Annotated in this window: 23 protein-coding genes and 2 other annotated features; of the genes, 18 read left to right on the forward strand and 5 right to left on the reverse strand. The window is 31.9% G+C overall.

Annotation, left to right across the window (positions count from 1 at the left end):
• Positions 1-284 precede the first annotated feature (284 nt).
• A complete protein-coding gene (locus N4T77_RS03765) occupies positions 285-1,181 on the forward strand; it encodes a polysaccharide deacetylase family protein (RefSeq protein WP_261670411.1) in 897 nt (298 codons plus the stop codon).
• 19 nt (positions 1,182-1,200) lie between these two features.
• On the opposite strand, the gene rluF is transcribed toward N4T77_RS03765, so the two are convergent.
• Entirely contained in the window at positions 1,201-1,932 is a 732-nt protein-coding gene (gene rluF / locus N4T77_RS03770; protein WP_261670670.1) for a 23S rRNA pseudouridine(2604) synthase RluF, read from the reverse strand.
• A gap of 283 nt (positions 1,933-2,215) precedes the next feature.
• Here rluF and N4T77_RS03775 point away from each other — a divergent pair, with 283 nt between their 5' ends.
• Positions 2,216-3,703 (forward strand): glucosaminidase domain-containing protein, encoded by a 1,488-nt coding sequence (locus N4T77_RS03775; RefSeq protein ID WP_261670412.1) that lies wholly within the window; start codon positions 2,216-2,218, stop codon positions 3,701-3,703.
• Positions 3,704-3,765: 62 nt separating this feature from the next.
• Here the strand turns inward: N4T77_RS03775 and N4T77_RS03780 are convergent, their stop codons facing one another.
• Positions 3,766-3,954: a hypothetical protein gene (locus N4T77_RS03780; RefSeq protein WP_261670413.1), complete on the reverse strand. Its 189-nt coding sequence runs from the start codon at positions 3,952-3,954 to the stop codon at positions 3,766-3,768.
• Positions 3,955-3,966: 12 nt separating this feature from the next.
• Positions 3,967-4,209, reverse strand: a complete 243-nt coding sequence (locus N4T77_RS03785; protein ID WP_261670414.1) for a metal-binding protein — start codon at positions 4,207-4,209, stop codon at positions 3,967-3,969.
• A 170-nt stretch (positions 4,210-4,379) separates the two neighbouring features.
• Between N4T77_RS03785 and N4T77_RS03790 the strand changes: the two genes are divergently transcribed.
• The 12 genes from N4T77_RS03790 (at position 4,380) to N4T77_RS03845 (ending at position 16,226) form a co-directional block, all read left to right on the forward strand.
• Positions 4,380-4,958 carry a nucleoside recognition domain-containing protein gene (locus N4T77_RS03790; RefSeq protein WP_261670415.1) on the forward strand — a complete coding sequence of 193 codons (579 nt, stop codon included), beginning with the start codon at positions 4,380-4,382 and terminating at the stop codon, positions 4,956-4,958.
• 12 nt (positions 4,959-4,970) lie between these two features.
• Positions 4,971-5,489 (forward strand): spore maturation protein, encoded by a 519-nt coding sequence (locus N4T77_RS03795; protein WP_261670416.1) that lies wholly within the window; start codon positions 4,971-4,973, stop codon positions 5,487-5,489.
• Positions 5,490-5,620: 131 nt separating this feature from the next.
• Positions 5,621-5,878: a binding site (T-box leader), on the forward strand.
• Between the two features lie 84 nt (positions 5,879-5,962).
• Entirely contained in the window at positions 5,963-7,897 is a 1,935-nt protein-coding gene (gene metG, locus N4T77_RS03800; RefSeq protein WP_261670417.1) for a methionine--tRNA ligase, read from the forward strand.
• Between the two features lie 307 nt (positions 7,898-8,204).
• The gene (locus N4T77_RS03805) at positions 8,205-9,005 is read left to right on the forward strand and encodes a TatD family hydrolase (protein WP_261670418.1); all 801 of its coding nucleotides are present in this window, start codon (positions 8,205-8,207) and stop codon (positions 9,003-9,005) included.
• Positions 9,006-9,277: 272 nt separating this feature from the next.
• Positions 9,278-10,321 (forward strand): 3D domain-containing protein, encoded by a 1,044-nt coding sequence (locus N4T77_RS03810; protein ID WP_261670419.1) that lies wholly within the window; start codon positions 9,278-9,280, stop codon positions 10,319-10,321.
• 149 nt (positions 10,322-10,470) lie between these two features.
• A complete protein-coding gene (rnmV, locus tag N4T77_RS03815; protein ID WP_261670420.1) occupies positions 10,471-11,013 on the forward strand; it encodes a ribonuclease M5 in 543 nt (180 codons plus the stop codon).
• Position 11,014: 1 nt separating this feature from the next.
• Positions 11,015-11,851, forward strand: a complete 837-nt coding sequence (gene rsmA, locus N4T77_RS03820) for a 16S rRNA (adenine(1518)-N(6)/adenine(1519)-N(6))-dimethyltransferase RsmA (RefSeq protein WP_261670421.1) — start codon at positions 11,015-11,017, stop codon at positions 11,849-11,851.
• An 80-nt stretch (positions 11,852-11,931) separates the two neighbouring features.
• A complete protein-coding gene (locus N4T77_RS03825) occupies positions 11,932-13,203 on the forward strand; it encodes a hypothetical protein (protein ID WP_261670422.1) in 1,272 nt (423 codons plus the stop codon).
• Between the two features lie 135 nt (positions 13,204-13,338).
• The gene (locus N4T77_RS03830; protein WP_261670423.1) at positions 13,339-13,926 is read left to right on the forward strand and encodes a hypothetical protein; all 588 of its coding nucleotides are present in this window, start codon (positions 13,339-13,341) and stop codon (positions 13,924-13,926) included.
• 233 nt (positions 13,927-14,159) lie between these two features.
• Positions 14,160-14,936, forward strand: coding sequence for a hypothetical protein (locus N4T77_RS03835; RefSeq protein WP_261670671.1), 777 nt, complete (start codon positions 14,160-14,162; stop codon positions 14,934-14,936).
• A gap of 120 nt (positions 14,937-15,056) precedes the next feature.
• Positions 15,057-15,902 carry an Mrp/NBP35 family ATP-binding protein gene (locus N4T77_RS03840; RefSeq protein ID WP_261670424.1) on the forward strand — a complete coding sequence of 282 codons (846 nt, stop codon included), beginning with the start codon at positions 15,057-15,059 and terminating at the stop codon, positions 15,900-15,902.
• 135 nt (positions 15,903-16,037) lie between these two features.
• Positions 16,038-16,226 (forward strand): ferredoxin, encoded by a 189-nt coding sequence (locus tag N4T77_RS03845; RefSeq protein WP_261670425.1) that lies wholly within the window; start codon positions 16,038-16,040, stop codon positions 16,224-16,226.
• A gap of 64 nt (positions 16,227-16,290) precedes the next feature.
• On the opposite strand, the gene N4T77_RS03850 is transcribed toward N4T77_RS03845, so the two are convergent.
• Positions 16,291-16,467, reverse strand: a complete 177-nt coding sequence (locus N4T77_RS03850; RefSeq protein ID WP_261670426.1) for a DUF3006 domain-containing protein — start codon at positions 16,465-16,467, stop codon at positions 16,291-16,293.
• A 219-nt stretch (positions 16,468-16,686) separates the two neighbouring features.
• Here N4T77_RS03850 and N4T77_RS03855 point away from each other — a divergent pair, with 219 nt between their 5' ends.
• Together N4T77_RS03855 and nrdG are read left to right on the forward strand one after the other, a co-directional pair.
• The gene (locus tag N4T77_RS03855; protein WP_261670427.1) at positions 16,687-18,804 is read left to right on the forward strand and encodes an anaerobic ribonucleoside triphosphate reductase; all 2,118 of its coding nucleotides are present in this window, start codon (positions 16,687-16,689) and stop codon (positions 18,802-18,804) included.
• Between the two features lie 77 nt (positions 18,805-18,881).
• Positions 18,882-19,391 (forward strand): anaerobic ribonucleoside-triphosphate reductase activating protein, encoded by a 510-nt coding sequence (gene nrdG / locus N4T77_RS03860; protein WP_261670428.1) that lies wholly within the window; start codon positions 18,882-18,884, stop codon positions 19,389-19,391.
• A gap of 115 nt (positions 19,392-19,506) precedes the next feature.
• Here nrdG and N4T77_RS03865 read toward each other — a convergent pair whose 3' ends face one another.
• Positions 19,507-20,139 (reverse strand): MBL fold metallo-hydrolase, encoded by a 633-nt coding sequence (locus tag N4T77_RS03865; RefSeq protein ID WP_261670429.1) that lies wholly within the window; start codon positions 20,137-20,139, stop codon positions 19,507-19,509.
• Between the two features lie 301 nt (positions 20,140-20,440).
• Between N4T77_RS03865 and N4T77_RS03870 the strand changes: the two genes are divergently transcribed.
• Positions 20,441-22,228: an N-acetylmuramoyl-L-alanine amidase gene (locus N4T77_RS03870; RefSeq protein ID WP_261670430.1), complete on the forward strand. Its 1,788-nt coding sequence runs from the start codon at positions 20,441-20,443 to the stop codon at positions 22,226-22,228.
• A 101-nt stretch (positions 22,229-22,329) separates the two neighbouring features.
• Positions 22,330-22,552 (forward strand) — a binding site (T-box leader).
• Between the two features lie 97 nt (positions 22,553-22,649).
• Entirely contained in the window at positions 22,650-25,757 is a 3,108-nt protein-coding gene (ileS, locus tag N4T77_RS03875; protein ID WP_261670431.1) for an isoleucine--tRNA ligase, read from the forward strand.
• Positions 25,758-25,968 lie beyond the last annotated feature (211 nt).

Raw genomic sequence — 25,968 nt, forward strand, 5'->3', positions numbered from 1 at the left:
AAGTTAGTTATATTAATAGATACAGATTTTAGAAGTAATTTGTAGTAAAATGCGATATAGACTGAATAATAGAGTTTGTTGATACTATCAAAGGTATTAGAGAAGTGACAAAAAAGTAGAAAAATAATAATTGATATTAAGTAACACTAACAAGTTATTCACAGGTCAGGCATTAATGTTGTGGATAAGATAATAACAATACATACTATTAATCATATAATATTTATATTATAATTATGACAAATATTTTAATGTTCAGAAAATACATTAGAGGAAGTGAAAGTATGAGTAAAAAGTATAAAGGTTTTTTGTGGATTTTTATTTTTCTCGTAATTATAGGAGTAAGTATATTTTATCTCTTAAGGCAGTACGATAATCAACAAGCTAATAACACTAAGCTTATTCAGAATAATGAAACCAAAGCAAATGAAGGAGTATCAGATAAACCTCAAATCAATAAAAAGAAGGAAAGAGAATTTGCTGGAGTAAACATAAAATACAATGATAGGTCACTACCAGTTCTTATGTATCATTCAATAGCATATGAAGAAGGAAATGAATTAAGAATTCCTAAAGAAAACTTTAGAGAGCAAATGAAGTATTTAAAAGATAATAACTATACTACTTTAACCCTTGATGAGCTTTATAGTTTTTTTATAAGCAATAAACCTATACAGGAAAAGTCAGTTGTTATAACTTTTGATGATGGTTATAAGGATAACTATGAAAATGCGTATCCCATATTAAAAGAATTTGGGTTTAATGCAACTATTTTCGTAATTACAGGAGCCATTGACAATGAAAAGGATTACTTAACTTTAAATCAGTTGAAGGAAATGGAACAAAATGGAATAGACATAGAAAGTCATACAGTAGCTCATGAGCAATTAGATAAGATTTCTTACGAGAAACAGTTGGATACAATTACAAGATCTAAAAAATACCTAGAGGAAGCATTAGGAAAAGAAATAAGATACATAGCATATCCTTTTGGAAAATACAACACTGATACAGTAAAAGCATCAAAGTATGCAGGTTACAATATGTCCTTTACCACTCAGGGAGGATGGTCCAATAAAACACAGGACATATTTACACTAAACAGAGTATATATAAGTGCTAATTACGGATTATCAGAATTTAAAAGGCGCTTAACTAACCCAAATTATAATACTAATTAATAACAATAAGAAAGAGGCTTTATATAGAAGCCTCTTCTGTTTTAATGGAGGTTGAAATTAACTTATTTATTGTATCCATTTCATCTGAAGTTAGATATCTCCATTTTCCATTAGGAAGGTCTTTTAAAGTTACATTCATTATCCTTACTCTTTTCAATTTTATTACGGTATATCCGAAGGCTTCACACATTCTTCTTATCTGTCTATTTAAACCCTGAGTTAAAATAATTCTGAAAGTATTGGTGCCTTCCTTTTTTACTATGCAAGGTTTAGTTACTGTATTTAATATTTTAACACCTGAAGACATACCTTTAATAAAGTCAGAAGTTATAGGTCTATTTACTGTAACTACATATTCTTTTTCATGATTATTTCCAGCCCGTAGAATTTTATTAACTATATCACCGTCGTTAGTTAGGAATATCAGTCCTTCTGAATCTTTATCTAGTCGTCCAATGGGAAAGATTCGCTTTGGATAATTTACAAAGTCAACTATATTGTTTTTTACTTTTTTCTCGGTAGTACTGATTATTCCAACAGGTTTATTTAGAGCTATGTATACTCTGCTCTCTTTTTTTCTTAGTAATTTTCCATATAGTCTTACCTCGTCATCTGGGCCAACTTTTGAGCCAGTCTCAGCTATGACTCCATTTATAGTAACTCGTTTTTCTTCTATTAGTTTATCAGCATCTCTTCTTGAGCATATGCCTTTTTCACTTATAAATTTATTTATTCTTACTGAGTTGGTCATTTCTTCATGATTTATTAGATATTTTCTCAACTGAATAAATTCTCCCCTCTTTAATTTATTTTACAGTAAATTATTATACCTAAATTCTAAAGTATTATCTATTAAGTAAGATAATATTTATATATAGTTTATTAACTAAGGATTTAATAACGAAATTAAAGCTTAATAAACAATTCTGTTTAAAATATATAAATACAAATTTTAAGCTTTTAAAAATAATGTTGGAAAAAACTTTTTAATTTCCTTATAATAACATTGTAGGAATGAAATTGGGGGGGTAAACATGAATAAGAGGTTAAAGGCTCTTACCTGTTCTTTAATATTTTCATTATCTTTGATTCAGTCGAAGGTTTATGCAGTTAATTATTTATCAGAAGGTTCGCCTAGGATAGATATAAATAAGGAATGGGTTGTTAAATTCAATAGTCCATTAAAAATGGAAACAGTCAATAATAAGAATATATTAGTTACTGATGATAGTGGCAAAACTATCCCTGTGAATGTATCTATAGGGGCTAGTTCAGATATTGTATTGGTAAGTCCCATAGTATCAGGATATGACCCTAATAAAAAATATAACCTAGTAATAAGTCCTGATGTTAAATCAATCTCAGGAAAAAGTTTGGGAAAAACCATAAATATGCAATTTAATACTATTAACAAATATTCAGATGGTACAAGCTATGAAGGAGTACCGCAAATAGCATCATTAAGTTTTGATTATAATTCTCTTTTATCAAATCAAAAACCAGTGTTTTTTATAAACTCTAAAAGTGGAACAGATGCACAGTATAGAATATTTGTACATAACTACGCAGATAACAAAGATGTATATACGGAATTAACAGACGGATATGTATCAGCTGAAGGTGGTAAAATTACATCATCTAAAATACTAACAGGTAGTTCAAGTGGTGAGAAGTACAAAGTTGTAGTATATAGTAAGAGAGCAAACACCGCAGGAGCTCATAAAGATATAAACACTGATTATGATAACTATTACGTGGATTACTTTAGAGTTGTTGATAGCACAAATATAGGAGATAGCCAAGTTTCTAATTACGGTATTACTCTTGATGAAATGATTAATATTCAGAAGAATGTAGAGTCAAAACCGGTTTTTGTAGAGTATAGCGATATGAGCAATGAAGCAAGTAAGAATCACATTAAGTATTATGTTAATCCTAGTAATTTTTTAGATAACTATGGAAAATACCAATTTTTAAAGTTAACTTACTCCGAAGGCATTACTGCAGAGGATTTAGATAACATATTAAAAGGAAAGGGTATATTAGAAGGAAAAGGACAAGTATTCTTAGATGCAGCTAAAGAGGCCAATATAAATCCTGCTTATCTAGTTTCTCATGCGCTATTAGAAACGGGAAATGGAAAATCTCAATTAGCTAATGGGGGAATTAACGATAGTAGTGGTAACCCATATTACGGTGTGCCAGTATATAATTTTTTTGGAATAGGTGCTTTTGATGTAGAGCCTAATTTGAATGGAACTAGAACTGCCTATGAAAATAAATGGTTTTCTCCGGAAGAAGCGATTATGGGGGGAGCAAAATGGATTTCACCAAGATACATAAATAATCCAAATGGTAAACAGGATACATTGTATAAGATGAGATGGAATCCTGAAAAACCGGGAACTCACCAGTATGCAACTGATGTTTCTTGGGCATATAAGCAAATTCCACGAATGTATAATATTATGTCTCAAGTTAAAAATCCTGTATTAAGTTTTGAGATACCTAAGTATAAGTAGGAATATAAATAATAAGCAGCTAGATTTACCAGTAAATCTAGCTGCTTATTATTTATATTATGTTATTCAAGAATACCTTCTTCTTTTAAAATTGTTTCGAGTTGTGATACTTTTTCTGCAAGAAACATAAATTTTTCTTTTAAAACATCTTTAGGAAGGTTTTCGTTGTTAAGACTTTTCTCCATGTATTCAATAGTTGAAAGAGCCTCATCAATATCCTGTTGAGCTAATTTTAAGTTATTTTCCTTCATATGAACTCTCCTTTAGTTTAGCATATTTTTAGCTTTATTAAATCCATCCTCATCTATAAATGGTGCACAAAACTCGAAGGTTTTTTCATAGCCGCAACTTGAACAGATACAATCACATACGTCATAAGGTACGTCATCAACAATATCAATCTTTAAGCTTTCAGCTATGTACCCTCCACCACATATTTCACAAGGAGTATCATTTATAACATAGTACTCACTTTCTATATACTTCATTATATCCTTAATGGTCATCTCTAACCTCCAATTATAAAAATAATGCACATCATAAATGTTAACATTCTTAAAATTTATTTTCAATAGTAAATAGAATGAAAGCATAATATTTATGCAATACTGGCTAATTTCTATCATATACATTAATGATAAGTAGTGTCAACAATTAATAAAAGGAGAGAAACAATATGATTAACTTTATATGGTTTTCTATTTTAGCTATCGGAATTATTTTTGGTATTTTTACTGGAAGGGGAGCAGAGGTATCAAAATCTATTATAGTATCAGCAGATTCAACAGTAAAACTTGTTATTGGACTAGCTGGTATTATGTGTTTATGGTGTGGAGTTATGAAAGTTGCAGAAAGAAGCGGTCTAACAGATAAACTGGCAAAGCTGCTAAGGCCGCTGTTGAGACTCATTTTTAAGGAAGCCGCCAGGGATGAAAAGGCAATGGGAGCTATAGTTATGAATCTTACTGCTAATATGATGGGATTGTCTAATGCAGCAACCCCTTTTGGAATAAAAGCTATGGAGGAACTAAAACGACTTAATAAGAATAAAGATGGTGTAGCTAGTAATGATATGGCCCTATTTTTAGTTTTAAATGCAGCTTGTGTTCAAATAATACCAACTACAGTTATCTCTATACGTGCAGCTGTTGGTTCTCAAAATCCAGCAGAAACTATAATACCATCAATTATTACTACTGGAATAGCGGCTATATTTGGAGTAACGATGTGCAAAGTACTTCAAAGGTATTTTTAAGGAGGAAATAGCATGGATTACATCATAAAATCGATAATCCCCATTATTATTTTCTTAATCATTGCCTATGGGATGATTAAGAAGGTAAAAGTGTATGAATGCTTTGTAGAAGGTGCAAAGGAAGGACTATATATATGCGTTAGAATTTTTCCTTACTTATTAGCGATGATTATAGCAGTTGGGGTCTTTAGGGAATCTAATGCATTAGATTATTTCATAAGTATAGTGAAACCAGTGGTTAAGCTCATAGGGCTTCCGCCGGAGGTTGTGCCTTTAGTGCTCGTTAAGCCCTTATCAGGAAGTGGAGCAATGGGGATTTTTGCAGAAACATTAAATAAGTTTGGTGCTGATAGTTACATAGGGAGAGTTGCATCAATAATTATTGGGTCTACTGAAACGATATTTTATACCCTTACTGTATACTTTGGAGCTGTTGGGATAAAGAAAATACGACATACCCTTTGGGTAGCTATAATGGCAGATATGATATGTGTCATATTGGCGATAAATATTGTGAAAATTATGTTCTAAGATAAAACTTGTTTGGAACCTAGAACTATATAGAATTAGTAAAAAATAAAACTATTAGGTGTAAAAAGGAATATTTATTAAAAATTTAGACATCATATTGACAGTATAGAATATATAACATATTATTAATTTAAAATGCTATGAAGGAAAGAGTAGTAAATGAAAATGTCTAAAGAGAGTCGGAAGTGGTGAAAACCGATGACACAATAGTTTATGAACATGGCTCCAGAGCAGGTTATCTAAAAATAGAGTAGGATAGCACGGAAGCAACCGTTATTTTGCAGAGTAATAAGGAATTTTAGGAAAATGCTAAATTTCAATTACTTATTGAGGTCTTTATCGCGAGGTAAGGATAAAATAGAGTGGTAAAGCGTAAGCACGCCTCTATATGAAGGATATCTTCGTATAGAGGCTTTTTATTATAAAAATTTAATCTCAAAGTTAAAAACTGAAAAATAAAGGAGGAAAAATTAATGAACAAAAAAACATATTATATTACTACACCGATTTATTATCCATCAGCAAAGTTGCATATAGGAAACACTTATACTACTGTAGCTGCAGATGCTCTAGCAAGATTTAAAAGGCTTACAGGTTATGATGTAATGTTTTTAACAGGTACTGATGAACATGGTCAAAAGATACAAAGACTAGCAGAGGCTAAAGGGGTTACTCCGATACAATATGTGGATGAAATAGTAGCAGGTATCAAGGATCTATGGGGAATGATGAATGTAAGCTATGATAAGTTTATAAGAACAACAGAGGATTATCATATAAAAGCTGTTCAAGATATCTTTAAGAGACTATATGATCAAGGAGATATATATAAGGACTCTTATGAAGGATGGTACTGTACACCTTGTGAATCCTTTTGGACAGAAACTCAGCTAGCAGATGGAAAGTGTCCAGATTGTGGAAGACCTGTTGAAAAGGCAAAGGAAGAAGCTTATTTCTTTAAAATGTCGAAGTATGCCCCAAAACTTATTGAGCATATAGAAAACCATCCAGAATTCATTCAACCAGAATCAAGAAAAAATGAAATGATAAATAATTTCTTAAAGCCTGGACTTCAAGATCTTTGCGTATCAAGAACTTCATTTGATTGGGGAGTTCCTGTAACCTTTGATGAAAAGCATGTTGTATATGTTTGGATAGATGCCTTAGCGAATTATATAACTGCATTAGGATATGCAGGAGAAAATAATGAACTATATAACAAATATTGGCCTGCAGATGTGCATTTAGTAGGTAAAGATATTTTAAGATTCCATACTATTTATTGGCCAATTATGCTTATGGCCCTAGGAGTTCCACTTCCAAAACAGGTTTTTGGTCATGGCTGGCTTTTAGTAGACGGTGGAAAAATGTCAAAATCTAAAGGAAACGTTGTGGATCCAGTAGTTTTAGTAAACCATTTCGGAACAGACCCTGTAAGATATTACCTATTAAGAGAAATTCCTTTTGGATCAGATGGTTTATTTAACAATGAGATATTTATAAAGAAGATAAACTCAGATCTAGCAAATGACTTAGGTAATCTTTTATCAAGAACTTGCACAATGGTAGAAAAGTATTTTGATGGTATAATACCAGCACCAACAGCAAAAGATGTTATTGATAACGAACTTATAAACCTTGCTTTGGAAACTCCTATAAAGGTAGAAAAGAATATGAATAACTTGAGAATTCCTGAAGCATTAGATAGTATATGGGAGCTTATATCAAGATCTAACAAATATATAGATGAAACTACTCCATGGATACTTGCAAAGGATGAATCAAATAAAGAAAGACTTGGAACAGTGCTTTATAACTTAGCAGAATCCTTAAGAATAACTTCCGTATGTCTTTCAGCCTTCCTTCCTGAAACAAGTGAAAAAATCAATAAGCAGTTAAATGTAGAGCTAACTAGTTGGAATAGTGTAGCCGCTTTTGATGGAACCAGTGCAGGAACAAAGGTTAATAAGGGAGAAATCATATTCCCAAGAATAGACGTAGAAAAGAAAATTGAAGAGTTAAATGCTCTTAAAGAACAGCAGTTAGGTGAGAATAAACCTAAAATGCAACCTTTAAAAGAAGAGATAACCATTGAGGATTTTGAAAAAATAGACTTAAGAGTAGTTAAGGTTTTAGAGTGTGAACCTGTAAAAGGAGCTAAAAAACTTCTTAAGTTAAAGGTTGAATTAAATGGAGAGGAAAGACAGGTAATATCAGGTATAGCTAAGCATTATAAACCTGAAGATTTAGTAGGAAAATATGTAGTATTAGTTGCTAACTTGAAACCTGTTAAGCTTAGAGGAGAACTTTCACAGGGAATGATACTAGCAGCTTCTACAGATGATGATAGTAAGTTATTTACCGTTTCTATACCTGGAGAACTTCCAACTGGAAGCGTAGTTAGATAAAAGTATATAAATTATCATTTACTATGAGGATTATTAGAAGAAAGACTGACCTATAGAACAAATTGATTTAGAAATACCCTATATGATAATAATCCTATAGGGTATTTTTATTAACAAAACTTGTAAATAAGTAGGGAATTTTGTTTACATGAGAAGTTAAATGAGTTTTTACTAAAAATAGCTTGACTATAATTAAAAATGTAATAAAATGGTAATATATTGGTGGCTGTCAATTTTATATATATTTTCTAGGTTAACTAAAAACAAAAGAGTTTACACTTAAGTGTTTGAAATGGAGAAGATACAGATGATGGATAACATAGAACTAGATAAAGCAATTAAAATATTTGATGCTCACGCTCATTATGATGATGAACAGTTTGATGAAGACAGAAATTTAGTAATAGAAGAGCTTAAAAAAAATAATGTAATAGGAGTTCTAAATTGTGGAGCATCTTTAGAGGGGTGTGTTCAATCTGTTAACCTTGCTGATAAATACGATTTTTTTTATGCAGCAGTAGGCATACATCCTGAGCATGCAGATAAATTCGGAGAGGATACGGTAGTCGAATTAAAAAGGTTGGCTAAGAATCAAAAAGTTAAAGCTATAGGAGAAATAGGGTTGGACTATTATTGGGAGGAGAATCCAGATAGAAGGATACAGAAAGAAGTATTTATAAGGCAAATGGAGTTGGCAAAAGAACTAAATCTGCCAGTAATAATACATGACAGGGATGCCCATGAGGATACTCTGAACATAATAAAACAATTTAAAGGAGTAACTGGAGAAATTCATTGTTTTTCTGGAAGCGTAGAGTTTGCCAAGGAGTGTTTAAAGTTAGGTTATTACATAGGTTTTACTGGTGTTATAACATTTAAAAATGCTAGAAAGATTATAGAAGTGGTTAAAGAAGTTCCTATTGATAGAATACTATTAGAAACAGATTGTCCGTACATGGCTCCAGTTCCTTTTAGGGGGAAAAGAAATAGATCTGAATACATTAGGAATATGATAGAAAAGGTGGCAGAAATTAAAGATATTAAACCAGAAGAGGTAAGTAATTGGACTATTTCCAATGTTGAGAAGTTGCTAAATATAAGAAAGTAGTGTAAAATCAAAAAGGAATATTTATAATATTAACAAAAAATTAATTTTTGTCATAAAGATTCTCAATAGAGAATATAATTATAATAGTTTAACAAAATTCCACCGAAAGCCGTATTAGACTGTTAAAATAATTTGCTATCATAATATTTTATTTTTTTAGTTTTATGCAGGTATGTGCATTAAACAGTCTAAAAAGCATGAGTGATATTTGACATAAGAAGTTATAGCAATTATAATGATTGATGTCGCTCTTGCCCGGAGGAGGTATTCTTATGGTGGAAAAAATCACAAGTTACTTAAAAAAATACTTTTCCAATGGTCCTAAATTTATTTTCATGTCAGTATCAATAGTTCTTATTGCTTTGACAGTATTAATTTTCAGCACAAGGAAGACAATAACAGTTTCTGTTGATGGACAGGATAAACAGATTACTACATTTAGTAGAACTTACAAAAAAGCTTTAAGCAATAACAATATAGTTGTAGGACCAAAGGACAAAACCACACCTAGTCTGGACAGTAGAGTTGAAAAAGGAAAGAAAATATCCATAAAAAGAGCTGTTAAGGTTCATGTGGAGGCAGATGGAAGGCAGGTAACCATTGAGTCAGCGGAACAGAACGTTGAGAAAATGTTGCAAGCTGAAGGAATAGGACTTCAAGATTTTGATAAAGTATATCCAGCAAAGGATTTAGCAATTAAAGATGGATTAAAAGTAGTAATAACAAGAGTAGAAACTAAGGAAGTAAAAGAAAATAAAAAGATAGATTATACAACGGTTGTAAAAAAAGATGATGAAATGGAACAGGGCAAAAATAAAGTTATACAAGAGGGACAATTAGGAGAAAAAGAAACTGTAACCAAAGTTATTTATGAAAATGGTAAAGAAGTTTCAAGAAAAGTAATAACTGAAATAATTAAAAAACAGCCTGTACAAAAAGTTGTAGCTATGGGAACACTTAGCACATATACCCCTTCCCGTGGAGGAAAAGTTACTTATACAAAATCCATGAGGATGAGGGCTACTGCGTATACTGCAGATTATGAAAGTACAGGTAAAAGTCCTGGTAATGCCGGATTCGGAATTACAGCAACTGGAACAGTTGCAAAAAGAAATAGTAGTAGCTATAGCTCTATAGCAGTTGATCCAAGAGTTATTCCACTTGGTACAAAGCTGTATGTTGATGGATATGGATATGCCGTTGCAGAAGATACTGGTGGAGCTATAAAGGGAAACAAAATAGACTTGTTTTTTAATTCTAGTTCAGAAGCGGACAACTGGGGCGTTAGATGGGTAAATGTTTATGTGGTTAAGTAAAGTAGGAGCTTAAGTAGCTCCTACTTTTCTTTTAAGAAAATTGCTATGTCTACCATTTTTAGTTAACTTCATTATATTGTTTATGATATTATTAATAAGTGTTAATACTTATTAATGTAGTATATTTGTAATTCTAACGGAGGGAAATTATGATAAAAGAAGTTATTGTAGTTGAGGGAAGAGATGACATTACTGCAGTTAAAAGAGCGGTAGATGCTGAAATCATAGCAGTAGGGGGCTTTGGAATAAATAAGAAGGTTATAGATAGGATAAAAGAAGCTCAGAAAAGACAAGGGGTAATTGTATTAACAGATCCGGATTTTGCAGGTGAAAAAATAAGAAGGATTATATCTAAAAGAGTAGAAGGAATTAAGCATGCTTATATATCTCGAAAGGATGGTACAAAGGACGGAGATATAGGAGTGGAGAATGCTGAACCAGAAACTATAATAAGAGCTTTAGAGGCAGCTAAGTGTGAGTTGAAAGAGAAAAGAAGTGAATTCGACATAAATGATATGATTTTTTTTGGTCTTGCAGGAAATACTAATTCAAAAGAAAAAAGAGATGCTTTAGGTAAAGAGTTAGGAATAGGTTATTGTAATGCTGCCCAATTTTTAACTCGACTTAATAACTATGGAATAACTAAAGATGAATTTATAATAGCAATAAAAAGAATAGATAAGGAGAAATAATATGGAAAATTTACTTACTAAGGATATAGTTGAAAAATACGGGTTCAGATTTTCTAAGAGCCTTGGACAAAATTTTTTGATTGATAACTCGGTATTAATGGATATAGTTAATAGTGCAAATGTAACTGAAGAAGATACTGTTATAGAAATAGGTCCAGGAGTTGGGACATTAACTAGAGAATTGTTAAAGAAGGCTAAGAAGGTATATGCAATCGAATTGGACTCAGACCTAATACCTATTTTAACAGAAGAACTTAAAGAATTTGATAATTTTGAACTAATACATAAAGATGCATTAAAAGTAAATTTTAATGAAATTATAGGGGAAGAAAAAAATGTTAAACTTGTTGCTAATTTGCCTTATTACGTGACTACACCTATAATTTCAAGACTTTTAAATGGAGGATATAACTTTGACTCTCTAACTATAATGATACAGAAAGAAGTTGGAGAAAGAATTGCAGCAGAACCTGATACTAAGGAATATGGCTCGCTTTCAATACTTGTTCAGTACTATTGTGATATAGAAGTTATAAGAAAAGTAAGTCCAGGATCTTTTGTTCCAAGACCAAAGGTGGATTCCATTGTATTAAGGCTAGATAAGCTTAAGAATCCTAGAGTTGATGTTAAAGACAAAGATTTATTTTTTAAGATTGTAAGAAATTCCTTTAATATGAGAAGAAAAACTCTATGGAATGCTCTTAAAAGTTTAAAATTGCCAAAGGAGACTATGGAAACTGCTTTTAGTAACGCAGAGATAGATCCTAAAAGAAGAGGTGAAACCCTATCTTTAGCTGAATTTGGAAGACTTTCAGACTGCATATTAGATTTATCATAATCTTTTTACCGACAAGTTGTTCACTTTTTGAATATTACCTCATATATTATAATGAATGAAATATATGGAGGTATACGAAGTTGGCACAAAAAAAGAGTTATAGTAGGTATTTCATAATATTACAAGAAGATGAAAAGGGATACTCCCTAGCTTCTGACAAGGTAGCGTCAGGTTATGCTAAATTGGAATTAAAGAATGACAAGTGCAAAATATCGTACTATGTGCAAAACTTGAAAAAGGAAGTAGCGCCTTATTACATGGTTTTAATATGTAATAAGAAGGATGTAAAAAAGATAATTAAGATTGGTGAGATGAACATAGATGATTATGGAAGAGCAGACATTTGTTATGAGTATCCTGTAGGTAATGTTGCAGGTAGTGGTATATCTATGGATAAGGTGTCGGGGGCTGCTATAGTTAGAGTTTTAAGTGGTAATATAGTACCAGTTATGAGTGGTTTTGCAAGTACAGAAATACCTCAATGGAAAAGCTTTGAGATGATTGAAGATAAGGATAGAGGTATTGACGAAGAAGAAAAGGTGATTAATAAAGAATCTGCCGAAGAAAAAAGCATCTTCGATAAGTATGAAGAAAGTATAGAACGTGTTAAGGAAGAGGAAAAGGAAGCTTTAGATGTTCCAGAAGAGCAGGATGATTTACAGCAAATAAGAAATGCAGTTATAAAGGACGAGAACATAGTTGAGGCTACTGAAGAAGATGGAGAGGAAGAGTCTCCAAGGATCCCTGAGGAAGAGAAAGTGTCAGAGCCTTCAGTTGAAGAAGAAAGAGAGTCTGAGCCAGTGCCTTTATTAGGTGAGGAAAATCAGGACAGGGATGATCAGGAATCTATAGAAGAAGATAATAAAAACGAGCAAAGTGATGAAACTAGTGATAGTGAAGCTGATGAGTATAGAAACGATGAAGAAGACTATCCAAGAGGAGGAACAGCTAAGTTTTTTAAAGGCCTAGTAAAAGACTTTGATGAACTTCCTGGCATATGTAGGGAAATTAAAAGATGTAGATGGTACAAGGTTCCTATTAGCTGTAAAGAAGATATGCAGGATATGAGGGATCACGATAGGCATAGAATAATATACTATCCTATGCAAAGTTATTTCCAGTATATTAAAAAATATGGTCATTGCTTAATTGGATATAAGTGTGATAAATCAGGAGAGGTTAAGTACCTAATTTATGGAGTGCCTGGTTTAAAAGATGTTAAAGAACAGCCTTTTGGAGGAAGATCTGGTTTTGTTACCTGGGTACCAGTGGATAAAGATGAAACTTTCGGGTACTGGCTTATGTTTTATGATTTTAAGACCTCTACAATATTAATACCTGTAAAAAAATAATGTATGACCTCGCAAAATGGTACCAAAAATATTTAATATTTTTGGTACCATTTTCATATAATTTAATAATCATGTATTAACATGTGCAGGAGGTGAGGGCTGAACTTATATTTATTATATAGGGAAGCGTTATTTATGAAAGTCATAATAATAAACAGAAAGCGATTAGGGGTAACTACTATAATAATCGGACTTATGCTAGTCTTGTTAGGATTAGAAAAGCATTTTGATGCCAAGCTTAAGCTTGCTGCTCTTATGCAGAATAATATAAATTCGTTAGTACAGTATCAAGCTTTAGACAGTAAACTGACTTATAAACTACCATCAGAATGGTCTACATCAGAGCAAAACTTTTCTGGACAAGAAATAATATATCATAATGACTTTAAGGACAAAGATTATAAAGTTCATGGCTTTATCGAGGTTTGGAATCTAAACAAGGATTTAAAAACATTTCTTCAAGAAAGTAAGAAGATATCCAGTGAACAAAATGAATATAAAGATTACAATATCAGTCCAATAACCATAAATAATAGAGAAGGATATTTAGTTAACTACACAATAAAAACCAATACTAATACTTATTATAAGGGATATGAATACTTTATAAAGGATAAAGATAAATTCTTTAGATTTTCATTCTTCATGAGAGATGAGAATTTTAAAGAAAATATGCCAACAGTATTTAAAACAATAGTTCAGACTCTAAACTATAGAGAATAGCATGCTGCCAGTAAAAGTCCTCTTGTGATTGAATATCACAAAAGGACTTTTTCATGTTAATTATGATATAATGTAATTTGTAGTTTTAAATGATTATGCATATAAATATTTATATAATCAGTGGTGCTGTATTGTTATTTAATAAAAATGAGGAGGAGAACTAATTGTATAAGAACTTTCAAGACTTAAGAAACAAAAAAGTAATATTTTTAGTTGTACTTTTAATATTTTGTATGTTTTCATCTGGATGTACCAAGCTAGATGATATGAAAGTAAAGTTAGGGATTAAAAATACTGATTTTGAATATATAAAGCAGGGTAAAATAGAGAAAATTGTAATACAAAGTACAAGGGATCAGGGATTTAGATTTATAGTTACAGATAAGAAAGCAATTAGTGAATTATATGACATCCTTTCCAATGCTAAAGCAGCTACAACAAAAAGTTCGCTAGAGCCAGACTATGTCTTTGAAATGATTGAAGGAAACAAGGTACATAAATTTAGCTATGTAGCTGGACTAGATAAAAAAGAATCAGGAAACCTTTATAGTGATAATAAAATATATATCGTATCTAAAAGAATAGATAACGATATAATAAAAAGTTTTTGGACAATAAGAAAACCAAAAGATTTTAGTGAGGTGTATTATAGCTCTATAATAGATGCTTTAAGTCAATACCTAAAGGGTAAGGAAGGAAATACAAATGTAGGTATAAACTTAAGAGATGATGTGGAATCAGGAAAGTTTATATTATCTACTGACTTAGAGGACTTTAAGAATAATCTAAACAATAAGTTTAAGAGTGTTAAAATTGCAGATAAGGACAAGGAAAATTATGATGTTTGGGTTACAATAAAGACTCAAGGATATAAATCCACATTATATAAATCTATAATTACTTTTTGGGATAAAAATGAGAAAAGTGAGAAAAAGTTTTATGTATTTGATAAATACGAGAATGGTAGGTGGAGCATAAAGGTTTCTGAGGAAAAACCTGATGGGTTTTAATGGGTGTTCTTACTTTTATAATGTAAAATGTAGTGTTATAATTGAGTTAACTATATATTATAAATTTTCAAGTGTTTAGCATGATAGTATTTACTTGTAAATCAAAGGAGGAATATTTAAATGGGAAACTGTAATACATGTCCTAGTAAGGGAAGCTGTAATAGCAATGAAACAAGTTGTTCTAAGACAGTTCCTAAGTATGGAAACATAAAGAATATTATTGGAGTTATAAGTGGAAAAGGTGGAGTTGGAAAGTCTACAGTTACTGGATTACTAGCAGTTCAGCTAAAAAAGGCTGGATATAGTGTTGGTGTACTAGATGGCGATATCACAGGACCATCAATGCCAAGATTTTTTGGAATAAATAATCAAAGAGCAGATATAAAACAGGTTGCAGATACTAAAGATGTGAAATTTTCACCAGTAGAGACGTCATCAGGAATTAAGGTCATATCTTTAAACCTGTTAACGGATGAAGAAGAGCAGCCAGTGATTTGGAGAGGCCCTGTTATTACTGGTGCATTAAAACAAATGTATTCAGATACTGAGTGGGGAGAGTTGGATTATCTTCTTATAGATATGCCTCCAGGAACAGGGGATATAGCTTTAACTATAATGCAGGAGATTCCACTTCAAGGTATGGTTATAGTTTCTACACCACAGGACATGGTATCAATGATAGTTAAAAAAGTAGTGATAATGGCTCAAAAGATGAATGTAAATATAATAGGTTTAGTAGAAAACATGTCTTATATTAACTGTGGAAAATGTGGAGAAAAAATAAGAGTGTTTAGTAAAAAATCAGCAGAGGAACAAGCAGAGTATATAGGATTACCTTTACTTGCTGAGTTACCAATAAACTTAGATTTAGTAGAGAATATGGAAAATGGCAAAGTAGAAAGTTATATAATGGAATCAGGACAGTATGACATATTGCTAGATAACTTCAAGGGAAAGGCTCATTAATAAGTTATATCAATAAGGATATATAATATTAAAAAAATATTATATATCTTTATTTATTTTTATAATAAATAAACACTGTTTTGATAACAATAAATATATAAAGTTCAAATATTAAATATACTAGGAGGAATACAGATGAAAGCAGTAGTTGATCAAGAGACTTGTATAGGATGTGGATTATGTCCGTCAGTATGTCCTGAGGTATTTCAGATGAATGATGATGGAAAGGCAGAAGCAGTTGTAGATGAGGTTCCTGGAAATGCAGTAGATTCAGCAAAAGAAGCAGAGGGAAGTTGTCCTGTAAATGCTATAATAGTAGAATAAAATAGAACTAAGAAAGCCGATGTGCTTTCTTAGTTCTATTTTACTATTACAAGCTTTTACAACCTTAAAATAAGTGAGCAGAGTTATAATTCACCATTCTCATGGAACCTGTTTGAATATTTACAGTGTCACCAACTCTAACTCCCGCTGGTAATTGATAAATATCAATATTTATTGTCCTTCCATCGTGAAAATTTACAGAAGCGTCCGAAAGATTTATGTCAATTATTTTTCCAAGCATTTCATATCACCTCAATAATAGTGTGTTTTTATTCTTTACGAATTATTCACTAAATAGCAAATCTCATACGGCAATAAAAAACAAAATAATATAAAGGTAAATAAGACTAACGAGAGGTAATATATTCTTAATATTAATTTCAAAATTGCTTAAAAAAATTTTGCATAGTATAATAGCAAAGTGTCTAGCACAATATATGGTAGTTCGGAGGTATGTAATATGCTACATGTTGTGAAGCGAGATGGCAGAAAGGTCGAATTTGATTCAATTAAGATAACTAATGCCATAAAGGGAGCTTCTGAAGAAATAGGATATGACTTAAAAGAAAGTGACTTCATAGATCTAACTAAAAAAACTATAAAACAAATAGAGGAACTTAATATAACTGAAATTAATGTAGAGGAAATTCAAAATATTGTTGAAACAATCCTTTTGGAAAATAGCCATAAAGAAATAGGTATTGCTTATTCTTACTATAGAAAAGAAAGAACTAAAATAAGAGAGATAAAATCTGATTTAATGAAAGCTATAGAGAAAATAGGTGTAGAGACAGATAGAGATAATGCTAATGTCGGAAACAACTTTAGTTCCAAGCTGCTAAGAATCGCAAGTGAATCAAATAAGTGGCATAATCTATCCAATATGCCAAAGTATCTTTCTAAGGCTCATGAGAATGGAGATGTATACTATCATGATCTTGATAGCTATAATTTAACTACAAACTGCTTACATATTCCCACTAGGGAAATACTGGAAAGGGGTTTTAATACAGGATATGGAACTATTAGAACACCTAGAAGAATAGAATCAGCTGCAGAGCTTTCATGCATACTTTTGCAATCTACACAAAATGATATGTTTGGTGGACAATCTCACCCGGATTTTGACAATGATATGGGTGTATTCGTAGAGCCTACTAGACAAGAATTGATAAAAGAATTAAGGGAATTAGGAGTAGAAGAGGACAGACTTAACCTCATGGTAGAGAAGAAGCTTAAGAGAACTATAGAGCAGGCTATGCAGGGAATAGTTTATAACCTCAATACCATGCATTCAAGGGCTGGAAGCCAGGTGCCATTTTCATCTATTAATATAGGAATACCAGACTCAAAAGATGCAGCTCTAGTTTGTGAAGTATTCTTAAAAGAATATGAAAAAGGTTTAGGAAATGGTGAACAGCCTATATTTCCAAATATAATATTTAGAGTTAAAAAGGGAGTAAATGCAGAGCAAGGAGATCAATATTATTATTTATTCCAATTAGCCTGTAGAGTAGCAGCTAAGAGGATGAATCCTACATTCATGAATCTGGATGCAGATTTTAATAAGTATTACTATGACCAAGGAGTAATACCTGCTACTATGGGATGCAGAACTTATGTTTGCTCAAATGTAAATGGAGAACCAGGAACAAAGGGCAGAGGAAATATCGCTCCGACTACTATAAATTTACCTAGATTAGGTCTTATGGCAAAAAAAGACATAAATAAGTTTTTTAAACTATTAGATAGTAAACTTCAATTAGCTAAAGAATCCTTGATGCACAGATATGAAATTCTAAAAAGACTAAGAGTAAAAGATTTACCTTTCGTGGCGGGACAGGGTTTAATGAAGGGAGCAGAAAATCTTTTATTAGAGGACTCAATTGAACCTATACTAAAGCAAGGAACTTGGTCAATTGGATTTATTGGCCTTGCAGAGACTCTAACTGCTTTAGTTGGAAAACATCATGGAGAAGATGAAAAAGCTAGAGAATTAGGAATAGAAATAGTATCTCATATTAGACAATACACTGACAGATTAACAGAAGAGACTCTCTTAAATTGGAGTTGTTATGCAACCCCGGCAGAAGGACTCAGCGGAAAATTTATACTTCAAGATAGAAAGATATTTGGCAATGTAGTTGGTGTAACTGATAAGGATTACTACACAAATTCATATCATATACCAGTAGGATATCCTATATCAATAAAAGACAAAATAGATATAGAGGCACCTTACCATAAGCTGTGTAATGCGGGACACATAAGTTATATAGAGATAGATGATTACCCATCTCCAGAGACTATTATGGATATACTAAATTATGCTTATAATAATACGAATATAAGCTATATAGGAATAAATTTTCACATAAGATATTGTAGGGATTGTGGAACATATCTTCACGGAGAAGAAAAGTGTCCAAACTGTGAAAGTAGTAATATTCAGGGTGTATCAAGAGTAACAGGATATCTTTCATTAGATGAAAGATTCGGTTCAGGTAAGGTTGCTGAGAGAGCAGATAGAATATCACATGGCAACAATAAACAGGTTTATACAGTCAATAGTTATTAATTTTATTATAGTTTTAAAAGACAGGGAATACTCTGTCTTTTAAAATTATAACAGGCAATTTTTTAGGAGGGATTAGAGTGAATAGACAAATTAGGCTAGCTGGAATAGCTTATGAAAGCTTAGTTAATGGCCCTGGTCTTAGAAGAGTATTTTTTGCACAGGGATGTAGGCACAATTGTAAAGGTTGCTTTAATCCAAGTACTCACGATTTTAACAGTGGAGAACTAAAAAGTATAAATGAGTTGGTAAAAAGTATAAAAGAAAATCCTATGATAAAGGGAGTAACTTTTTCTGGTGGGGATCCATTTGAGCAAGCAGAAGAGTTTGCATATATGGCAGAGAAGATAAAAGAATTAGGATTAAATATTTGGTGCTACACAGGATATACATTTAATTGCATCATTGATAGAGCAAATAAAGAAAAGGGATGGGAAAAGTTATTGTCAAATATTGATGTTTTAATTGACGGTAAGTTTGAAGAAGATAAGAAAGATGATAGTCTTAAGTTTAGAGGTTCTAGCAATCAAAGGATTATTGATGTAAAAGAAAGCATATCTTCAGGAACTATTGTAACTATGGAAGGTTAGGATCTTGTTAATAAATATTTAGGGTTTAGAGAAAGAGGATACTAAATTTATTATTAAAAAATATGAAATTTTTACTTGGAGATGTTCTCAAGTAAAAATTTCATAAATCTCTAAGTTATTTATAATCTAATATCATGACCTTATTTGTATCTTCTAATGGTCCTTCTAAGGTTAACTTGTTGCTGCCAACTCTTTCACCATTTTTCATGTAAGTTAAGAAACTTTCTAGTCCTTCTAATTCAAAAGAAAGCATAGGAGTTTTATAGTGCATAGGTATAACTAAAGGACTATTAATCAGCTTAGCTACTTGAGAAGCCTCTTTACCATCCAATGTGTAATTACCACCAATAGGTATAAGCAAAACATCTACTTTTCCTATCTTTTCTATATCATCCTGTGATAAAACATAACCTAAGTCACCTAGATGGCATACCTTATAGTCATCTATAGTAAGAATAAAAATTATATTTTCTCCACGTTTAGCACCCTGTACTTTGTCATGATAAGATGGAACTCCAGTTACAGGTATATCAGATAGGTAAAAAAAGCCAGCTTTATCTATGGAATGTTCATAATTTACATTTTCAAGATAATCATGGTCAAAGTGATGATGACTTATTGTAACAACATCCACATCTCCTTTAAATACATCATATCCAACGCTTTCATCAAAGGGGTCCATTAAAACCTTTCGTCCTTTAGAGTCCTTAATAAAAAAAGATGAATGACCAAGCCAAGTTATTTCCACAAAAAGCACCTCTTTCTTTTTATTTGTCAGTTTTAAATAAGGTATACACTTATATTATAACCTTAATTACTTTTATTAAAATAAGTAAAAGAAACATTCCTGTAAATACATGTCAAAGTTATCATATTAAAGTTATATTGTATTTAACCTAAAAAAGAAAGTGAAATTTGTATTAATAACAAAATCAAGCCACTTTTTAGTGTGAAATTCTGTTATTTTATATTATAATAGTATATGGTGAATAATACTTATTGGGATATATTTCACTTAAAGTATCTTATATAAACTTGGAGGTGATAATGTGAAAAGTGGAAAAGGCTATATTTTTTTGTTAATAAGTTTTTTATTCATTTTAATTGCCAGCAGTAATTTAAATCTTGTACAAGCTGCTTCCTATGATGACAAAGGTATAAAAGCAGATATTGATGCAGGAAAGGTATGGACAGTAAGGTTTAATAAGGAGCTAGATGAAAACACGGTAAATGATTCTGTTTTTTCAGTAACTGATGAAAATGATCAGCCGGTAAGTATAACTGTAGCTCTTGGAGAAGATAAAAAATCTGTAACAATGGTGCCTAAAAATCAATATGCTTATGGCAAAACTTATAGTTTATTCATAAAGGATGGGTTAAAAGCTATAAATGGTGCTGCCTTGATTAAACCAGTAAAACTTCAGTTTAAAATTAAAGATAATGCTGTAGTTGATAAGGGATATACAGTTGCTATTGATGCAGGACATGGCGGAAGTGATAGTGGAAACATAGGACAAACAGGGGTAAAAGAAAAGGATGTAAACTTATCAGTAGCACTAAAGGCTGGAAAGATATTAGAAGCTAATGGAGTAAAGGTAGTTTATACAAGAAATAGCGATTCCGTATCATGGAATAAAGATAATGAATTAAAGGCACGTTTTGATATAGCAAACAACGCTAAGTCAGACTTTTTTGTAAGCATACATTGTAACTCATACCCAGAAAATTTAGCTGCAAATGGAATAGAAACTTATTATGCAGATTCAGATACTATTGGTCAAAAGTTTGCTCAATCAATTCAAGATGAGCTAATAGGTCAAACTTCTCGCTTAAATAGAGGAGTAAAAGTAGGACTTGCTCAACATGAAATATTAAGGGGAACTGTAGCAAGTGCAGTAATGGTACAACTGGGCTTCTTAACTAATGCAGAAGAAGGAGCAGCTTTAGGAACAGAAGATTACCAAAATAAAAGTGCCTCTGCAATAGCTAATGGTATATTAAAGTCTCTAAGTTATATAGATAAAACTAAAAACTTAACTATAAGTTCTGTACAAGATTTATCTGCCACTGTAGTTGAGGGAAATGGATTTGCACTTCCTTTGAATATACCAGCAGTGATGAGTGACGGAAGTTCTAAAAAAGTAAATGTTATATGGAGTCCAAAGACGGTAGATACTACTAAGGCAGGAACTTATTCATATCAAGGAGTTGTGGCTGGGTATGAAAGGCCTGTAAATCTTAGTTTAGTAGTCAAGGCTAAGCCAGATCCTACAACTAGCAAGATTGTAGTATTAGATGCTGGACATGGAATTGGAAGAGACACAGGAGCCACAGGTATAACTGGTGTGCAAGAAGATGATGTAACCCTTAGTGTTACATTAAAGGCTGGTAAAATACTAGAGAGTCGTGGTGTTCAGGTGGTATATACCAGAACTACAGATCAACGTTCTACACCGATGGAAGTAATAGATAGTTTACAAAAACGTTGCGACATATCTAATGAAGCAGGTGCCACATATTTTGTTTCTATACATAATAATTCTGCAGGTACACCAAATGCTTATGGTACTGAGACTTATTATTATGCGGGAAATAGTGAAGGTCAAAGATTAGCTTCTGAGATACAATCGAGCTTAGTAAGCACAGTAGGCTCCTATGATAGAGGTGTAAAAACTGCAGGGTTCTACGTTATAAAGAATACGGCTGCTCCAGCAGCACTAGTAGAACTTGGATTTTTAAGTAATCCTGATGAAGAGAGCAAGCTAGCAAGCGAAGAGTATCAGGCAAAATATGCAGAAGGTGTTGCCTCGGGAATACTTAGAACTCTAGGTATGTAAAAATCTATGAATATTTATAAAAATATTTATAAAAAGTTTGACAATATAAATTTGTTATAATATAATAATAACAAATTACAAGGATTTGTAAAAAACATGGTTAAGAAATGTTGAACAGGAAAAGTATTTAGGCTAAGTTACTTACAGAGAGTGGAGAAGGGTGGAAATCCATAGGAAGAGCTTAAAGAAAATCACCTGGGAGTTAAGAAACTGAATGATTTTTAGTAAGTTTTTTCGTAATTCTGCGTTAAAGAATAGAGTATGTAAGTACTTGAACTATTTTAGTACCATAGGTGGTATAGCGAACTAAACTTCGTCCTATTTGGATGAAGTTTTTTTTATTTGTAAATTATAAGTATTAGGTATAAAATAACAAAAATAGTAAAAAATCTACAATAACAAAAGGAAAGGGGCTAATATCATGTACAAAAAGATTGATAACTCTAGAAGTTTCGTAGATATGGAAAAAGACGTAATGAAACTTTGGAAAGAAAGAGATGTAATCAAAAAGAACTTTGACCTAAATGAAGATGGTGAATATTTCACTTTCTATGATGGACCACCAACAGCTAATGGAAAACCACATATAGGTCACGTATTAACAAGAGTTATGAAGGATTTAATTCCTAGGTATAAGGTTATGAAGGGATACAAGGTTCTTAGAAAGGCTGGATGGGATACCCACGGTCTTCCAGTAGAACTTGAAGTTGAAAAAACTCTTGGGATTTCCGGTAAGCCTCAAATTGAAAATTATGGAGTAGAGAAGTTTATTCATAAATGTAAAGACAGTGTATTCTCCTATGTAAGCCAGTGGGAAGAAATGTCGGACAGAATAGGTTTTTGGGTGGATATGGAAGACCCTTATGTTACCTACCACAATAATTATATAGAGTCAGTTTGGTGGGCATTAAAGCAAATATGGGATAAAGACCTTTTATATAAGGGTCATAAGATAGTCCCTTATTGCCCAAGATGTGGAACTGCATTATCATCTCATGAGGTTTCACAAGGTTATAAAGACGTTAAGGAAGCATCAGTTTATGCTAAGTTTAAATTAAAAAATGAAGATAAATACATGCTCGCATGGACAACAACACCTTGGACGCTACCAAGTAATATAGCATTAACTATAAATAAAAATTTTGATTATGTAGAAGTGTTAAATAAAGAAGAACATTTAATTTTAGCTGAAGGACTTTTAGGAAAGCTAGAAGGTGAATATGAAATATTAAGAAAGTTCAAAGGTGAAGAATTAATAGGATTAGAGTATGAGCAACTGCTTAAATTTGTAAAGCCAGAAGGAAAAGCGTTCCAGGTTGTTCACGGAGATTATGTAACTTTAACTGATGGTACAGGAATAGTTCATACAGCACCAGCTTTCGGTGATGACGATAATATGACTTGCCAAAAATACGGTTTAGCCTTCGTAAATCCAGTTGATACTCAAGGTCGTTTTACAGAAGAAGTTACACCATGGAAGGGAATGTTTGTAAAAGAAGCAGACCCTAAGATTATAGAGTATTTAAAAGAAAACAATTTATTATATAAAGATGAGAAGTTTTTACACTCATACCCATTCTGTTGGAGATGTGATACTCACTTACTATATTACCCAAGAGAAACTTGGTTTATCAGAATGTCTTCTCTAAGAGACAGATTAGTGAAGAATACAAATGCAACAAACTGGTATCCTGATAATGTAAGAACAGGACGTTTTGGTAACTTTGTAGAAGGTGCTATTGACTGGGGCTTAAGTAGAGAAAGATATTGGGGTACTCCTCTTCCTATTTGGGAATGTGATTGTGGTCATAGGGAATGTATAGGAAGTATAGCTGAACTTAAGGAAAAAGGAATAAGTGTACCAGAAGATATAGAGCTTCATAAACCATATATAGATGGAGTTAAGTTAAAGTGTGATAAGTGCGGAAAGGAAATGACGAGAGTTAGTGAAGTAATTGACTGCTGGTTTGATTCAGGATCAATGCCATTTGCTCAACATCATTATCCATTTGAAAATAAAGAGCTTTTTGAGCAAAATTTCCCAGCGCAGTTTATATCAGAAGCTGTTGACCAAACAAGAGGATGGTTCTACACCTTAATGGCTATATCTACACTTTTATTTGATAAGAGTCCATTTGAAAACTGTGTAGTATTAGGACACGTACTAGATAAACATGGTTTAAAAATGTCAAAGAGTAAAGGAAATGTATTAAGTCCAACAGTAGTTCTAGAAAACGAAGGATCAGATGCGACTAGATGGTACTTCTACACTGCTAGTGCTCCATGGCTTCCATCAAGATTCTATGAAGAAGCTGTTCAGGAAAGTCAAAGAAAGTTCTTAGGAACTCTTTGGAACGTATACTCATTCTATATATTATACGCTGACTTAGATAACTTCAATCCGTTAGATTATAAGGATTTTGTAAGTGGTAATGTAATGGATAAGTGGATTATGTCAAGATTAAATTCCTTAATTAATGAGACAGCAGACCACTTAGATAATTACAGAATTACTCAAGCAGCTCTTAATATTGGTGAGTTCGTAGATGAACTTTCAAACTGGTATGTAAGAAGAAACAGAGCTAGATTCTGGACTGAAGATTTAACAGATGATAAGATAGGGGCTTATGTAACTTTATATAGAGTTCTTACTACTTTAACAAAGATAGCTGCACCATTCGTTCCATTTATGACCGAGGAAATATATCAAAATCTTGTAGTAAATCTTGATAAAGATGCACCAGAGAGTGTACATTTATGCAAGTGGCCTGAGTACAACGAGGAACTTGTAGATAGAGATTTAGAAGCAGATATGGAAGAGGCATATAGAATAGTTAAGCTAGGAAGAAGTGCTAGAAACTCTGCTAATATAAAGAACAGACAGCCGCTTTTAGAAATGCTTGTAAGTGCAAAATCACTGCCTGAGTACTATGGAGATATTATAAAGGATGAATTAAATATTAAAGAGGTAGTATTTGGTGCTGATTTATCAAAATATGTTAACTTCGATATTAAGCCTAATCTCCCTGTAATAGGTAAGAAGTACGGTAAGTTGATACCAGCTATAAGAAAAGAAATATCAGCTATGAATCAGATGGAACTTGCACAAAAAATTAGAAACGGTGAGACTGTATTAATATATGTTGATGAAGAGACAGAAATAGAGTTAAATGAGGAAAATTTACTTGTTACAATGCAAGGTTTAGAAGGTTTTGCATTTGCTGGTGAAGGAACTATAGGAGTTGTCTTAGATACAACAATTACTGATGAGTTAAGAGAAGAAGGAAATCTTAGAGAAATACTAAGTAAGATTCAGAACATGAGAAAAGAAAGCGGATTTGAAGTAGCTGACAAGATCAATCTTTATGTTTCTGGAAATGAAGGCTTAGAAAATGTAGTTAAGAAACACGAAGAAGCTGTTAAAAAAGAAACTCTTACAGTAGGTATTATCTATAATGCAGAAAAAGAATATGCTAAATGCAAAATCAATGGTGAAGAGTTCAATATCGCTGTAGAAGTAGTAAAATAGTAACTTAAAATGTGTATAAGATAAGTTCAGTATCTTATACACATTTTTATTCACCAAAAAAATTAATATTTAATAGTAAAATTCTTAGGAGTAGGACAAGACTTTTTCACAATATTAGGAAATAATTGTGGATAAAAACCTGTCTAAAGGTTTATATTATAAATCAAGAGAATAATTATATATTAGATGTAAGAAATTAATTATAAGTATA

The organism is Clostridium sp. CX1, from assembly GCF_025398335.1.
GTDB lineage: Bacteria > Bacillota > Clostridia > Clostridiales > Clostridiaceae > Clostridium_AM > Clostridium_AM tanneri.